This window comes from Gracilinema caldarium (assembly GCF_029265695.1).
In the GTDB taxonomy this organism is placed as follows: Bacteria; Spirochaetota; Spirochaetia; order Treponematales; family Breznakiellaceae; genus Gracilinema; species Gracilinema caldarium_A.
Map to the genome: position 1 here is coordinate 56,953 of NZ_JAJUHW010000008.1, position 15,621 is coordinate 72,573.

Sequence of the window (15,621 nt, forward strand, 5' to 3'; positions counted from 1 at the left end):
GGAGAATGAAACCATGTTTAGGGAAGCCTATTCCTACGATGATGTGTTGTTGGTCCCCGCATATTCGGAGGTCCTGCCGAAAGAATGCGATGTCAGGACCACACTCTGCGCTGATATCAAATTGAATGTCCCGATTATTTCCGCTGCCATGGACACGGTCACCGAAGAGCGTCTTGCCATCGCCATTGCACTGGAAGGAGGGGCCGGGGTAATTCACCGGAACCTTAAACCTGAAGTGCAAGCTCAGCAGGTGGCCAATGTAAAGCGGTATCTCAACTGGGTTATCGATGCGCCGGTGACCGTTACCTCCGATGCCACCATCCGGGACGTTAAGGCTCTGATGGATAAATACCGTGTTTCGGGTATGCCGGTTCTCGATGCAGACCAGCGTCTTGTGGGTATTATCACCGGACGGGATTTGCGGTTCTGCCGGGATGATTCTCTCTCTGTTAAGGATGTAATGACCAAGGAACCTGTGGTGGAACAGGGGGACCCATCCCCCGCCAGCGCCCGGGAAAAATTCGACAGGCACCGGATCGAAAAACTCCCCGTGGTAGACGCCCAGGGGCGTCTTACAGGTCTTATCACCGTAAAGGATATGGAAAAACATGAACGCTTTCCCCGGGCAGCCCTGGACAAGTCGGGACGGCTCATCGTCGGTGCTGCCGTGTCCCCCCAGGACTATGATATCCGCTGTCCCCTCTTAAAACAGTCACGGGTGGACTTTGTGGTCCTTGATACAGCCCATGGGGACACGAAAAGTGTCCAGGACGCGGTCCGGGGCATTAAGGCTAAGTACGGTATTCCCGTCATCGGCGGGAATGTGGCTACCAAAGAGGGAACCCGGCGCCTCATCGATGCAGGGGCCGATGCGGTCAAGGTCGGTATCGGGCCCGGTTCCATCTGCACCACCCGGATTGTGGCCGGCGTCGGGGTTCCCCAGTTCACCGCCGTGTATGACTGCGCCGAGGAAGCTGCCAAGTCCGGCATCCCTGTCATCGCCGATGGGGGCATCAAGTTTTCCGGGGATATTACCAAGGCTATCGCCGCGGGCGCCTCGGTGGTTATGATTGGAAATCTTTTTGCCGGCCTTAAAGAAGCCCCCGGCCGGGAAATTATTTTTGACGGCCGGATCTACAAGGAATACCGCGGTATGGGAAGCCTTGGGGCTATCGCAGAAGGTTCCGGTGACCGGTACCAGATTGGCAAGGATGAGACCCCAGTCCCCGAGGGTATCGAAGGCCGGGTGCCCTACAAGGGAGAACTGCGACATTTCCTGCACCAGCTGGTGGCGGGCCTAAAAAAAGGCATGGGTTACTGCGGCACAAAATCTATAGAAGAGTTGAAGACTTACCGTAATTTCGTTAAGATAACCGCCGCAGGCCTCCGGGAAAGTCATGCCCACGATGTAACCATAACCCAGGAAGCGCCGAATTATTCCCGTTCCTAGGAGAAACCCATGAATGTAGTCGTTATCGGAGCCCAATGGGGCGACGAAGGCAAGGGTAAAATTGTTGATTACCTTGCCAGGGAAGCCCAGATTATTGTCCGCTATTCTGGCGGAGCCAATGCGGGCCACACCATCGTGATCGGTGCGGAGCAGTACGCGCTGCATCTTATTCCCTCAGGAATCCTGTATCCAGACAAGATAGTCGTCCTTGGAGCGGGTATGGTCATCGATCCTAAGGCCCTCTTTGCAGAATTGGAAATGCTCAAGAGCCGGGGCATCGATACCACTGGCCGGGTCTTTATTTCCGACCGGGCACACCTGGTACTCCCCCGGTATATCGAAATTGATAAAGAACGGGATAGGGCCCGCAAAAAGCCCATCGGAACCACCGGCCGGGGCATCGGTATAACCTATGCCATGAAGGCAGAGCGGGACAGCATCCGCATTGCTGACCTTGACTGGAAAGATAAGATTGATGAACTTGAACCGGCAGACCGGGACTTTCTGGCCGAGTACCATGACCGCCTGAAAGCCATGGCTATCGATCTTACCTCATTCCTTGCGGGCCATAAAAACGCCCAGATCCTCTTTGAAGGCGCCCAAGGGACCCTTTTAGACCTGGATCTCGGAACCTATCCCTACGTCTCAAGCGGCATGTCCTGCGCCGCAGGGGCTGCAATCGGCGGCTGCATCGGACCGCGGAACCTGGATAAGATTCTCGGTGTCTTTAAGGCCTATTCCACCCGGGTTGGTAACGGCCCCTTCCCCAGCGAGTTTGATCCCGAAGGGGAGGGGGAACTGGAACACTATGTCCGAGAAACGGGCCGTGAATATGGGGTAACCACCGGCCGGCCCCGCCGCTGCGGATACCTTGACCTGGTAGCCCTCCGCTATGCCTGCAGGACTAACTCCATCGATTCTCTTGTTATGACCCACCTGGACGTGTACGATACCATGGAAGAAATAAAAGCCTGTGTAGCCTACCGTATCGGGGAGCGGGTTGTGGAAGATTTCCCTGCATCCATCGAAGACCTTAACAAAGCGGAACCCATACTCCGCAGTTTCCCCGGCTGGAAACAGTCTCTTAAGAATGCCCGTACCTACGAAGATCTGCCTGAAAATGCCCGCCATTATATAGAATTTATCGAGCGGTACTGTGAAACCGAGGTGGGCATTGTGTCGGTTGGTTATGACCGCTCTGAAACCATCATCAGGAAAAGCCCGTGGACAAAATAGTTATCCTCGATTTCGGCAGCCAGACCACCCAGCTCATCGGCCGCCGTATCCGGGAGTTTGGGGTCTATACCGACATTGTGCCGGGGGATGCCCCCCTTACTTGTACGGTTCTGGACGGCGCCAAGGGCATCATTCTGTCCGGCTCCCCCTCGTCAGTGTACGATGAAGGGGCCCCCGTGCCTGATCCGGCGGTGTATACAACGGGTCTCCCCATCTTAGGAATTTGCTACGGACTGCAGCGAATGACCGCTGACCACGGGGGCCGTGTGGAGCCCCTGCCTGAACGGGAGTACGGCGGTGTCAAGGTAACCCTGGATATGGCCGCTGTAAGCTCCTCAACCGCAGGCAGCCCTGCCGCGGCCTTTCTCGCGGGCTTCCCCGGCGGCGGCGCCTCCGGCCAGGAGCGGAGCTTTACCGCCTGGATGAGCCACGGTGACTCCCTCGCCAAGCTTGCCCCCGGCTTTATCCAGGTCGGTACCAGCGCCCATGGCTTTCCTGCGGTTCTCATCCATGAAACTAAACCATGGTTCGGCCTCCAGTTCCACCCGGAAGTAACCCACTGCGAAGGCGGCCGGGAAATACTCCGAGCCTTCGCACTGGATGTCTGCGGAGCTGCACCGGAATGGACCATGGAGCGTTATATCGAAGAAGTTCGTGAAAACCTGGCCCAGAGGGTCGGTAAAAATCCGGTTCTCCTCCTCATTTCCGGAGGTGTCGATTCTACCGTGGCGGGGGCGCTGCTCCTTAAAACCCTGGATCCAGACCAGGTCCACCTCATGTATATGGATACGGGACTCATGCGGAAAAACGAGACCGAAATCGTATCGGCCAACCTAAGCCGCATCGGAGCCCGGCACCTCCACATCATACATTGCGAAAAGGAATTTCTCTCCGCCCTCAAAGGTCTCACAGACCCGGAAGAAAAGCGCCGCGCCATCGGCGATCTGTTCATCAGCATACAGGAACGAGAAGTGGCCCGACTCGGCCTCCCCGAAAGCTACTTCCTAGCCCAGGGCACCCTGTACACGGACCTTATTGAAAGCGGCAAGGGGGTCGGCAAAAAAGCCCACGTCATAAAGAGCCACCACAATGTCCGCAGCCCCCTGGTAGAAGCCAAGCGCAATGCGGGCCGTATCATCGAACCCCTGGACCGGCTGTATAAGGACGAAGTCCGCTCCCTGGGCCGGCTCCTCGGCATCGATGAAGACATCGTGATGCGCCATCCCTTCCCCGGTCCGGGCCTCGCGGTCCGCATACTCGGCGAGGTAACCAGAGAAAAATGCGATATACTGCGGGATGCGGACGACATCTATATCCGTGAACTCAAGCGCCGGGGTCTCTACGACCAGATTTGGCAGGCCTTCGCGGTCCTCCTACCCATACGGTCCGTCGGTGTCGCCGGAGATGTCCGTAAGTACGGCTGGGTCCTCGCCCTCAGGGCCATCGTGAGCGAAGACGGTATGACCGCCGATGTATACCCCTTCCCCATGAAGGACCTCTTGGAAATCTCCACCCTGATTACCAACACGGTCAAGGACATCGGCCGGGTAACCTACGATATATCATCAAAACCGCCGGCTACCATCGAGTGGGAGTAGAGCATACAGAGGGGGAAGTCTCCCCCTCGCTCGCCCCACGGTGGCTCGCTACCCCCTCTATCGCCCTGCCAGTACGGTAATGATGACAGTAACTTTCCGTTCCAGGGCGATAGGGCTTCTATATTCCTATAGGTACATGGATGCGAGCCTGGGTACCGCCACTTTCAATCCTTTCAATAGAGAACGTTCCGCCAATTTGGTCAGTGAGGATTTTTATAAGCTCAAACCCAAGTCCTTCTTGGCGCTTTTCGTATTCTGGAATACCGATACCGTCATCGATTACAAAAATGATTATCTCACCTTGGTTCTCAGCTATTTCTATCTGTATGAGGATGCTGCCATTCTGCCTGCCTGCAAAAGCATGGGCATAACTGTTGGAAAGCAATTCACTCATCACAAGAGCAAGGGGAATGGTTCTTTCCAGGGACAAGTAGAAGGGTCTTTCCTCAAGAGTAGATAAGTCCGTCTCCAGCCGGATTGGAATAGCAGGGGCTTCCTCGGGTTCAAAGCCGGCAATAATGGCATTAAGGCAATCGGCGAGGTTTATTCTTGTAATGTCTTCCTGTTCGTAGAGCAGCCGCTGGATGTGGGCCATGGCAAGAATCCGGCGCCGGCTCTGAAGTGCCGCGTTTACCGCATCCTCGTTCTGGGATCTATATGCCTGAAGCTGCAGTATACTCGCCATAATTTGCAGGTTGTTGTAGACCCGGTGATATATCTCGTGGAGCAAATTCTCCCGTTCCTTCAATTTTGCATCAAGCTGTTCCGTCACACTGTTAAAGGCCTGTATGAGTTCATCAATCTCATCATGTTTTATGCCCTTAATGATAAGCGGCTTATCCGGCTGTTCGCGACGAGCCGCAAGGGCTGCAGTTAATTCTTGGAGGGGCTTAAAGATCTGTTTCCTGATAAGGAGGTAAAGACTTAAGGTGAGCAGCAGCATAACGATAAGCATGGTCCACATGAAGAGTGAAAACATCGCTGTGCTGTATTGATGCATGCGCCGTTCTTGTTCAAGAGTAAAGCTTATAAGCTCCGTTTTTTCCATATTAGAGAGGGTTAGATTCATTAAAATCTTGTTTTGGTGATATGCAAAGCTATGATCCTGTCCGGTCTCCGATGGTTTATTCAAACGTACCGAGAGACCGAGGAGTCTGCTGTAACGGCTGAGCCTGCGTTCGTTCAGGGGCCAGAACATCCAAAGACTGCCCATGGGACGCCCGTATCCATCATTGTGCAGGATGGCCCGGCCGGCGGCAAGAAAATATCTGGTCCCGTCCCGTACTATACCTTTGCGGCCTTCCTGCAAAAGCTCCGCGGGCTCAATGTTTCCAAGCTTTTCCAGAGTCTCTGCAGGTTTACCATCAATAGTATATCGATACTGAATAGTTCCTTTAATTGTAAAGCAATAAAGTGCGGCGAGACCTAAATTTTGCAGTGCCTGGACAGAAAAATTGGAAGCCTCAAACTCCTTGTTTGTGCCAGCCAAATAGGTCCATGTTTCGTCCCAATAAGCCCAATCGGTGGTTAATCTATCAAGCTGCTCCAAATCATCAGCTATCAGGTTAGTAAGCCGTTCTCCGATAGCCGCTAATTGACTTTGCTCGGTTGTAGTAATGCTTTTTGTAAAGAAGATCCAGGAAATAGTCAGGGTGGTGCAGAAAAAAAGAAAAACGGTGATTCCGAACAAAAGCAGCACCTTGTTACGCTGGCTCATGGTATATGCAGTATACAATCGCTGATTGTGAAAAACAAGCATGGGTGCTTCTTATTTTTATAAAGCACCCTTTTAATTTTTTATGTACTAGGAGAGAATGCAGTGTTTAGGACCTTAAAGATGACCAACTTTAGGAATTGGCGTATCAATCAAAAGGAGTGTATTATGAAGAAAGTAACAAAACTGCGGTTAGGCAGCCTTGTGTGGTCAAGCCTGATTATTCTGTTTGCCTGGCAGGTTTCGTCCTGCGCAACTACTTCGGGATCTGCCGGAGCGTCGAATGAAAATCCCTACGATTTTATTGATTCGGTACAGCTCGAAAAGGGCCAGGTGTTTTATAAGGATATGATCAGCGCCGATGCGGGAACATATTCGACGAATGCCTTTGAAGCAGCCAACAATTTCCTTGCCATGGATAATTATCTTGAGTTTTCATCCAATTTATCTGAACAGCAGCAACTGGACTTACTTCATGCCCTCTTTACTAATTTGCCCGCTCGTAAAGATAAGGGGGATGTGCGGATTGTTATGGTAGGAGATTATTTCCGTAAGGGATCTCATCTTATTATTTTAATTGACCAAGTTGGATTAATTAAAGGAAAGGTCCCCGGTAAAGATTTTGCCCTGAGATATTTTACGAACGCTATCAATTTTAAGGTAACTGACAAGGAAACAAAAAAAGAGCGTCTTGTAGATACGGGAAAAAATATGTCTACCAATGTTAATTATTACCGGCTTGCGGTGCCCTATGATGGAGGACGTCTGGTGCTGGCTAACAACCTTACCATCACGCCGGTTACCCTTGAATCTGCCAAAGACGACAGCGATCTTGGAAACATGATGGATACGGTAATCAAGGATGAATTCCCCGAAAATGACGGACTTGCGGAAACTATTTACAGCAAGCTCGTTCAAAAAGAGAATCTGGACTCCCTGATTCGCCTTCTAGCGGAGATGAACTATTTTCTATACCAAATGCGGATAAACAAACTCAGCGAAGCTGAACAGACCCTTTCCCGCTTAGAGCCCCTTATTCCTCAGGGCGCGGATCCTTCGGTTGTCCAGGCTGTCCGTGTGGAAGCCCCCCTGCTCCTGCGATTGATGAAGGCCTATTAGGGTAAGCATTTCGGTCCCTTAGCCTTATTTTTCAGCCCGGTCTCTGCGGACAGTCGAGTTCCGCGGGGACTGGGTTTTTTATTTTTCATCCCTCTGATTTATTGCGGGCCCTATACCAGAGTTAAAGCATTCAATCATTTTTCCCCGTACAACCTCCTGAATAAACATATATGTCCGGGAGGTATGGCATGGGCTTGCATATTGGCAAAAAAGCATCTGGTATTCTGATTATTTCGATTGTGCTTGTGGGGATAGTCCTGGCGGTATTGATTCTTTTTGTCCGGGCTTCCCGAGCCAAGGCTGGGGATACTTCTGTACTTGAAGGAACACAAACAGACTCAGTGGCAAAAAATACTGCCCTGCCTGTAAATTATACGGAAACGAAAATATTTAGTGCTGCCATTTCGGGCCAGCCTATGGACCCAAATGTGACCGCCGCTTTGGGCCAGCTTGCCGAAGCAGAACGGAGCCAGGGTTTTTCCCCCGGGCTTGGGCTTGCGGAATCTACCCTGTACGAAAAGGCGGGAAACCTGGGGGCGGCGGTCCTCGCGGCCTTTAAGGAAGTATTCTACGCCTATAGCTATGGTTATCTGGAAAAGAAGGCAGTAGAGGAGCGGCTTTCCATGGTAGCCCGCACCTATCCGGGCAACAAGGCCGTAGAGGCAGCGGTAGAAGCTTCCCGGGCTTTGCTTCGCCTGGACGGAGGCATGGGGCTTAAATCCCTTTCCTCTTTGCAGATCGCTTCCTATGAAATTGACTCCTTTCCCCGCTGGATGGAACGGGTGTTTATCCTTGAGTCTTCTGATGCGTCTCAAAAACCAAACAGGGCAACAGTACTTGAAGAGTACCGGGCCACCCGATCCCGCTATGCGAATCAACCGCTTTATTGGCTTATGATTGCCCGCCATTCGGAGGGTCAATACATCTCTGATGCGGCGGAGCGGGTCATTTCACTGGCACCCCGGGGCCCCTTTGCAGCGCAGGGACGGGAATTGCTCGCGGTCTCCATCGGTTTGCCTAAGAGTGATGCATCATCGCTCATGAGCAGAATGGAAATAGAAAACATCATTCAGGAGACGGCATCTTCGGGAAAAGTTGAACAGCTTGCCCAGCTTTTCCCATTGCTGTCCCTTCGTGACAACCCCTATACCCTGTATGCCCTGGGTGCCTGCCGGGGGCTTTCAGAGTCCCCCGCGGTCAAATCCTTTTTCTTAAAAGCAGCTAAGGAACATACTGGTCCCTTCTCTTCCCGTCTGAGCGAACGGCTCCGGTACATCGCGGGGGGCAAAATATGATTTCAAAAAGCGATGCTATCTATCCTCTTAAAGAGGAAGCGGCCCGATGGGAGCTTGATGCTTCAGGAGGGCTTCTCACAGTCCTTTTGCAGATTCTTATAGGCTTCCTGCTTGTTTTTCTGTTCCCCGCCTGCCAGTTCGGGACTGGCAAGACCACCATGTCTCCGCAAGAACTTTCCGCATATACCAGGGCCCTGGAATTGTATAACCAGGGCCGCTATTCGAAAGCTGCAGACTCATCTCTCTCCCTTTCTGCTTTTTATCCAGCCCAGCTTCTGCGGGGGAAGGCCCTCTTTTTTGCCTCCCGTTACGCCGAGGCAGAGCTAGTCCTTGCGAAGGTCCAGAAACTAAAGCCCTCTTCTGCGGAGGCAAAACTGTACCGGGCTTATTGTGCACGGTCCCTTGGGAAGGATGCTGAAGCCCGTATGCTTGCTGAGGAACTTCTTGCGGATGACAGCGCAAACCTCAGGGCTTATCGGCTCCTTCTGGACTTAACCGAACCGGGCAGAGAGCGTTCCAAAATGCTGGACCAGGCATTAGAGGCAGCAGGAGAGGCAGCGCTTCTTTTTACCGAGCGGGCCCGCAGCCGCTGGATACTGGGAGACGCACCGGGGGCTCTCTCTGATCTTAATGCGGCTCAGGCCCTCCTCAATCCCGAGTCCTTCCTTTATGGACCCCTCGCAACCCTTGAAAAGACCATACTTTCCCAGACTGGTTCATCTAGTGTCCTTACGGCGGGAGGCAGAAAATGAAGCATACCTTTGCCGTTGGTCTTCTCTGTGTGCTGACCCTGGCCTTAAGTTCCTGCGTGATCTTACCCCAACGGAGCAATGCAAGCTGGGGGCTTTATCCTGAGACAGGGGAAAAGCAAGATTTAGTTAAGCGGAGTCTCATCCGTATCTATGTTGGAGAAGCCAGAATAGATAAAGCCTTGGGCGCCCGCTCCATACAGGAAGAGCTGCATCGTGCTGCGAGTCTGGATGTACTGCGCCGGGGCTATCAGCTTGCCCTATCTGAAGGCGAAGCGGATTACGGACTAGAGTTTTATGCGGTTGAGCGGGACTTTACCCAGGGCTGGCAGAACCGCAGGTCCGTCTCCCTCGAGGTCTCCCTGTGGCGTTATACAGACGATCAGGGCTCGGCAGAAAAAGTTCTTGTGGCTATGGGCCGCTCTGCCATGGTGGGGCAGGGGAGCCTCTCTTCTTCGCTGGACATGGAAGCGCTCCTTCGCAAAGCCCTGGATATGGCCTTGAATAGGGCTTTGCAAAAATGATGCGCCCTGGCCGTGCCGTCCGCTTCTTTGTCTTTATATTGATGAGCCTCTCTGCCCATACAGTCCAAGGAACTGATGTTCTCAGGCCTCTTTCTATGAAAGAGGCCGCCGAAATGGCTGTAGCAGCATCGGCCGAACTTCGCGGTATGGAAACCCAACAGGTCCTAAAAGAAGGGGCCTGGATAGCGGGCTTGAGAGCCTTTCTTCCCAAATTGAGCTTTTCTGCCTCTGAGGATGACCGGCTTTCCCAGAATTCGGCTGATTCTTTTTCCAAAACCTATACCGTAAGTCTTACCCAGCTTCTCTGGGACGGAGGACGGCTCTCCGCAAGCCGCATGCTGGAAAAAACTGAACTGGATCTGGGAAGAAGCGACCTCCTGCGAAGCGCCGCCGAAACCGGCGAGGGGGCCATCAATCTGTATAGGACGGTCATGTATAAACGGGCTATCTATGACATACGGAAAAGAAACTTCGAGGCACTGGAACTCCAAAGGGCAATTCTTGCCGAAGAGGTTCGCCGAGGCCTGGCGCTGCAAACAGATCTGGCAGAATCGGATCTCAGTTTGGAGCAGAACCAGCTTGATATGGCTATGATCCGTCTGGAATTGGATGAGGCGGAACAGGAACTTGCCTTTCGCCTTGGCTTAGACCAATTGCCTCCCCTATCGGACTGTATAGATCCCGAGCGGCCGTCGAGTATTCCAGCAGAAAACATAGATGCCCTCATTGCTGCGGTGCAGCAAAGCGCCGCTGAACTGTACCCCGATATGGTTAAGGCCCGCTACGGGATACGGAAACTTTTAGCACAACTGGAAAACGCCCAGAAAGCCTGGTGGCCTACCATCAAACTAAATGGAGATGTCTCCCTTTCGGGAAACAGCTATCCGCTGACCCGTTACAGCTATTCGGTTGCCCTAGTTGTTGAGTTTTCTCATCCCCTCTTGTCGGGCAGTCTTACTGGCCTCTCTGGTGCAAGTATGGCCGGCTGGGAAGGTCCCGCTGATAAGAATGCCCGGCTCCAGGGTACCGCCGAACCGCTCGGGGACCCCGCCTCCCTGTTCTCTGTCCGGTCCCTGGAAGCAAGCCTCGAATTGGAGCAAAGCAGGCTCACGCTCTTAAAAGTCCAGTTGGAACAACAAGCCAGGCGGCTTGTAAAGTCTTGTGTTGCGGCGGATCAAAAACGACGCATTGCCCTGGGAAAGTTTGCCCTTTCAAAAAAACAACTGGAGCTTGCAAACCTAAAACATTCGTTGGGACAGATGACAAGCCTAGAAATGATGAAGGCCCAAATTGGGCTTTCCCAGGAGGAAATAGGCCTTGTGGAAGCCGCTGTCGGTGTTTTGGAAGCAGAACGAAATCTGGAAAAACTCCTCGATCTTGGGCCCGGCGGTTTGGCTGCCTATATCGCTGATTTCAAAGCTGCTTTGTCAAAGTAAGAACCTCATATGAAGGAATAGATATGCATAAAAAGAATGTACGGGACCGCTTAATTTTAAGCTTAGTTTTAAGCAGCGCAATAAGCTCTGCCTTAATTGTCTCCTGCACTCCAGCAAAGGGAGAATCGGCGGAACGAGTATCCACTGCTCCTTTAGGGGTAAAAACCTGCATCGCCGAATACCGGACCATACCGGAAGAGGTATCCGGATTTGGTTCCCTTTCGTTTCTTAAAAAGGTGGATATTACCAGTTCCCAGGAAGGAACCATTAAAAGCATTGAACGCCGGGAGGGCAGCCCGGTAAGGAGCGGTATGATCCTTGCGGTACTGGAAAACCCCCAGATAGAGCTTGCGGTGGGCCGGGCTCGGAATGCCTATGATCAGGCGGTGGCTGCTCTGGAACTGGCCAGGGCCCGGCTTTTAGAAGGGGAATTCCAGAGCGAAGCAAAAATCTTGGATCTAGAAAAGACCGAAGCCGAGCTTGCCCAGGCCCGCCGGGAGTATCAGGAGCAGGAACGGAAACTGCGGGATCAGGAAGCCCTCTTTGCCGCCGGCGGGGTAACGGAAGAAAGCATTCGGAGTGCCCGTTTCGCCCTGGATGCGAGCCGGGAACGGCTGCGGCTCCAGGAACAGGACCTCGCTATCCGCTGGGTAGGATTGCGGGTTCAGGATTTGGAAAACTCAGGAATTGCTGTACCCAAAACTCCGGAAGCCCTCCTCAAGGCCAGAATTGCCCTGGCCACCACAACGCTCAGGGCAGAGCTCCGGGCCGCGGAAGCCCGGCTCGACGCAGCTCAGAAGGAACTGGAATCGGCTCTTCTCGCTCAGAAAGAACTCACCATACTGAGTCCCATGGCGGGCCAGATAGCGGCCCGGTACATGGAAATAGGGGAGCGGGTAAAGCGGGATGATAAGCTTCTTACCCTTATGGATACCCAGTCCCTCTATGCGACCATTCCGGTCCGGGAACGGGATGCCCAGCGGATACTTCCCGGTATGGTAGCCCGCCTTGATGTGGATGGGGCAGCGGGCTCCTGTACCGCCCAGGTGGACCTGGTAGCTCCCACGGCGGACAACCAGTCCTTTACCTTCCTGGTGAGGCTCCTCGTGGACCCCCAGGGCGTACAAAAATTACGCTTAAAACCGGGCATGTTTGCCCGTGCAACCATCAAGCTTGGTTCGGAACGGAAAATACTCCTTATCGACGAGATCGCCTTGGCGGACAAACAGGGGGACCGGGGCAGGGTTTTCCTGATACAGCGGAATCAGGCAGCGGAAAGGACCGTGAAGCTGGGGGATCTCTATGGTTCAAGCCGGGAAATCCTTGAAGGGCTTGAAGCCGGTCAGGTGCTGGTCCAGAAACCCGACATCGGGCCTGGGGGACTTAAGGACGGAGCCTATGTGGAAATTGTCCAGTAAGGGCCGCTGCGCTTTGTTTGGGCCGCAGTGCTTTATGCTTCGATGTGCCCTGCTCCGGTTTGCCGAGCTATTCTGTATTGGGATCGCGGTTTCTTCCTGCGGCTTTATAGACCTGCGGCCCATAGAATATTCAGTTTATCCCGATCGGCCCGATGCGGTGGTGGCCGACCCTTTTGGCAGTCTGTCGGTCACTTTTTCTACCGAAATGGAGCGGGAAGAAGCAGAGCGGGCCCTTGTAGTCAGTTCCGCAAGGGGCTCTGTGGAGGGAGACCGGATATGGCAGGGGAACTGCCTTTACTTTATACCCCTTGCACCCTGGCAGGCTGGAGTCCGCTATGACCTGGGCTTAAGCGGAACGGTCCGCAGCAGAGACGGACGGGAACTCAAAGTTAACCAGCATATTCCTTTTTACGGCATCCTTCGGGGGGAAGTTCCGCGGCTCCTGGGGTCAACGCCCTCCGATGGGGGCAGTGTACCAGTGCTGGATCCAAGCGCGGCCGCTCTCCGGGGACCGGGAATAAGCTTTCAATTTTCGCTCCCCATGAAACGGCAAAGCCTCATAGATACCCTCAGGATCGAGGGCATTTCCGACCTGGACTGGGTATGGTCCGATGGAGACAGGATTGTAACGATATATCCTAAAAGCCCCCTTTCTCCCTGGACCCTCTACCGCTGGTCCGTAAAACGGGATGCCCAAAGCAGCCAGGGGGTCCCCCTTGCGGGGGATGTGTCGGGGACCTTTGTGACGAACCTCGATACGGAACCTCCCCGGCTTGAAAGGACCTTTTCTTTGTACCGTTCCGGTCCGGTCTGGACGGAAACAAGCCGGTCTTTAAATGAATTGAACCTGGGTGAGGCTATCGGGGTTCGGTTCTCTGAAGCCATGAACCGGGAAAGCCTTCTTGGCTCGCTCCGTTTCGAGCCATCCCTTCCCGGTTATACCCAGCAGTTAGATGAACGGACGGTAATCTATGTGCCTGACCGGCCTCCCGAACCGGAAACCTGCTATGTGCTGATCGTATCTGTGGATACTAAAGACACTTCCGGTCTCAGTTTGGGAAAGGAATACCGAGAAGCCTTTACGGTGGCTATTCCGTATCTCGCGCTTGTTTCGCTTGCAGCCGATGGCGTTCCGCCCTATACCGGTCCCTTCGCGGCATCTGGGGCAGCGCCCTATGCGGTACAGGTACTCCCCCCCGAAGGCCTTCTAGCCATCAATATACATTTCTCTCTTCCCTTTGCCGTCTCCGCCCAGAGTTCAGTCTTAAAATATATACAACTTTCGCCCTATTTCCCCGGAACCCTTGCCCCTGTGGCTTTACGGCAGGCTTCATGGATTTCTGACAGGGTGCTGCGCCTCGTGTGGGAGGGCCTTGAAGCCGGAAGCGGCGGCATTGCACATTTTTACCGGCTTTCCTTGAGCGGCGGCAGGTCAGGCCTCACTACGGAAGGCGAAGGAAATCTGGGCTGCTGGCTTAAAGAGTCCCTCGTTCTCTATCTGGAGGCCCAGCCATGAAGCTTTTCTGGAATATGGGCCTTCTTATAATTTCCCTTTTCATGGTCTCCTGCGACATACTCCGTTCCTCCCCCTTCGAGGTGGTCTCCTGGACTCCGGGACCGGGGCCGCGGCAGTTCAATGCGGGGCTTTCCCTTTCGCTCACCTTTTCCCATGAGGCGAACCGGTACAGTGTAGAACGGGCCCTTTCGGTAACAGAGGACGGCCTTCCCCTATCCCTTTCATTTTCTTGGGATGGCAAGACGCTCAGGATTATTCCCGCAACTGCTCTGCGGGAAAACCGGGAGTACCGCATCAGCCTTGCTGCGGATGCCCAGGACTTGGAGGGCCTTAACCTAGACAGCCCCTTCGAAGGCCGTTTTAGCACCCGCCCACAGGCGGATCGTCTCAGACTCCTTTCGAGTGTCCCCGCCGACGGCGGCTTAATAAGCGCTGGTGGAGGGGAATCGGGCCCTCTCTTTGTGCCCCTTTTCCTCCATTTTTCCCATGGGGTAAGCCTTCCTTCGCTTTTGCAGCAGGCGTCTTTTAATCCATCTATTCGGGGACTTTGGAGTCTTGAAAATGGGGGAAGCTCAGCCCGCTTTACCCCCCAGGAGGCCTGGCAAAAGGGTAAATCCTATGTCCTTACCCTGTCCAAGGACCTTTGCGACCAGTATGACCGGCCCATGGGCTATGCTTCGGTTATACACTTTTCTGTTGGTGAGGATATTATTCCGCCCCGCCTTAGGGGCATACAAATCCAGGATAAGCAGGGGAACCTTATAGGGCACCTTGATTGTACAGAGTGGGAGGGGCTTACGGGGCCGCCTGAGATACCGCCCCTTACTGAATATTTTGAAAGGACCTCTCAGCTGGTGCTTGAATTTTCAAAGCCCGTCGATCCTCTTTCGGTTAAAAACAGGCTTTCCTTTCAGCCCTCCCTGTCTTACAGTGTGGAACCTACCTATCCAGCCGCATCCATCATTACTATTCGTTTTACCGAGAGTCCCCGCTATGGTTCGGTTTATACCCTGCTTTTAGGCAAGGATATAAAAGACGAAGAGGGAACCAGCAGTGTCCTCCAGGCTGCCTGCCGCTTCCTCATAAACGGTCCCGGTTCAAAGCCTCCGCGGCTTAGGGCGATCCGTTTTCCCCTAGCGCCGGGAGCGGCGGGGGACCATGAACCTGCACTGTACACCATGGATCAGGTGTTTGCGGATTTTCCCCTCGAGGCCGGCAGTGAGCGTTATCCCTTTGATATTCCGACAAACACCTGGATAGAGCTCTATTTTGAAACCGCCCAGGCCGGAACAGTGGATCTCTTCTCCCTCATGAATACCTTCAGTTTAAGCGTTACCAATTCGTGTCTGAGCTTTTCCCCCCGCAGCGTTTTAAGAACCGGCTTTACCTGGGCCGATCCTGAGGCAGGATATGAACAGTTTGAACGGATAGAAATTCGGGGACTCCTTACCAACAGCACCAATGCGGGGCTCGTGACCTGGACTATCGCTGCGGGGCTTTTAGACAGCCTTGGAAACTCATCTGGGGAAGCGCAGCTGCTTCCGCTTCGGAAGTAGGGGAAAGCTT

At 53.5% G+C, this 15,621-nt stretch carries 12 protein-coding genes; 11 read left to right on the forward strand and 1 reads right to left on the reverse strand.

Features of this window, described 5'->3' with window-relative positions:
- The first annotated feature begins 13 nt into the window (after window positions 1-13).
- From guaB to guaA, 3 genes are read left to right on the forward strand one after another with little or no spacing between them, the layout of a single operon-like run.
- Window positions 14-1,450, forward strand: coding sequence for an IMP dehydrogenase (gene guaB, locus Q7P68_RS04490; RefSeq protein WP_304223338.1), 1,437 nt, complete (start codon window positions 14-16; stop codon window positions 1,448-1,450).
- 9 nt (window positions 1,451-1,459) lie between these two features.
- Complete coding sequence (gene purA / locus Q7P68_RS04495) at window positions 1,460-2,686, forward strand: adenylosuccinate synthase (RefSeq protein WP_304223340.1); 1,227 nt, start codon at window positions 1,460-1,462, stop codon at window positions 2,684-2,686.
- Window positions 2,674-4,284 (forward strand): glutamine-hydrolyzing GMP synthase, encoded by a 1,611-nt coding sequence (gene guaA / locus Q7P68_RS04500; RefSeq protein ID WP_304223343.1) that lies wholly within the window; start codon window positions 2,674-2,676, stop codon window positions 4,282-4,284. The genes purA and guaA overlap by 13 nt, the downstream gene beginning before the upstream one ends.
- Before the next feature lie 118 nt (window positions 4,285-4,402).
- Here guaA and Q7P68_RS04505 read toward each other — a convergent pair whose 3' ends face one another.
- Window positions 4,403-6,001 (reverse strand): CHASE4 domain-containing protein, encoded by a 1,599-nt coding sequence (locus Q7P68_RS04505; RefSeq protein ID WP_304223345.1) that lies wholly within the window; start codon window positions 5,999-6,001, stop codon window positions 4,403-4,405.
- A 165-nt stretch (window positions 6,002-6,166) separates the two neighbouring features.
- Here Q7P68_RS04505 and Q7P68_RS04510 point away from each other — a divergent pair, with 165 nt between their 5' ends.
- From Q7P68_RS04510 to Q7P68_RS04545, 8 genes are all read left to right on the forward strand, one after another.
- The gene (locus Q7P68_RS04510) at window positions 6,167-7,117 is read left to right on the forward strand and encodes a hypothetical protein (protein WP_304223347.1); all 951 of its coding nucleotides are present in this window, start codon (window positions 6,167-6,169) and stop codon (window positions 7,115-7,117) included.
- 188 nt (window positions 7,118-7,305) lie between these two features.
- A complete protein-coding gene (locus tag Q7P68_RS04515; RefSeq protein ID WP_304223350.1) occupies window positions 7,306-8,412 on the forward strand; it encodes a hypothetical protein in 1,107 nt (368 codons plus the stop codon).
- On the forward strand, window positions 8,409-9,164 hold the full coding sequence (locus Q7P68_RS04520; RefSeq protein ID WP_304223353.1) for a hypothetical protein: 756 nt from the start codon (window positions 8,409-8,411) through the stop codon (window positions 9,162-9,164). Before Q7P68_RS04515 ends, Q7P68_RS04520 begins: the two co-directional genes overlap by 4 nt.
- Window positions 9,161-9,685: a hypothetical protein gene (locus tag Q7P68_RS04525; RefSeq protein ID WP_304223356.1), complete on the forward strand. Its 525-nt coding sequence runs from the start codon at window positions 9,161-9,163 to the stop codon at window positions 9,683-9,685. The genes Q7P68_RS04520 and Q7P68_RS04525 overlap by 4 nt, the downstream gene beginning before the upstream one ends.
- Window positions 9,682-11,121: a TolC family protein gene (locus Q7P68_RS04530; protein WP_304223359.1), complete on the forward strand. Its 1,440-nt coding sequence runs from the start codon at window positions 9,682-9,684 to the stop codon at window positions 11,119-11,121. Before Q7P68_RS04525 ends, Q7P68_RS04530 begins: the two co-directional genes overlap by 4 nt.
- Before the next feature lie 23 nt (window positions 11,122-11,144).
- Window positions 11,145-12,539, forward strand: a complete 1,395-nt coding sequence (locus Q7P68_RS04535) for an efflux RND transporter periplasmic adaptor subunit (protein WP_304223361.1) — start codon at window positions 11,145-11,147, stop codon at window positions 12,537-12,539.
- Window positions 12,540-12,573: 34 nt separating this feature from the next.
- Complete coding sequence (locus Q7P68_RS04540; protein ID WP_304223363.1) at window positions 12,574-14,055, forward strand: Ig-like domain-containing domain; 1,482 nt, start codon at window positions 12,574-12,576, stop codon at window positions 14,053-14,055.
- Complete coding sequence (locus Q7P68_RS04545) at window positions 14,052-15,611, forward strand: Ig-like domain-containing domain (RefSeq protein ID WP_304223365.1); 1,560 nt, start codon at window positions 14,052-14,054, stop codon at window positions 15,609-15,611. The genes Q7P68_RS04540 and Q7P68_RS04545 overlap by 4 nt, the downstream gene beginning before the upstream one ends.
- Window positions 15,612-15,621 lie beyond the last annotated feature (10 nt).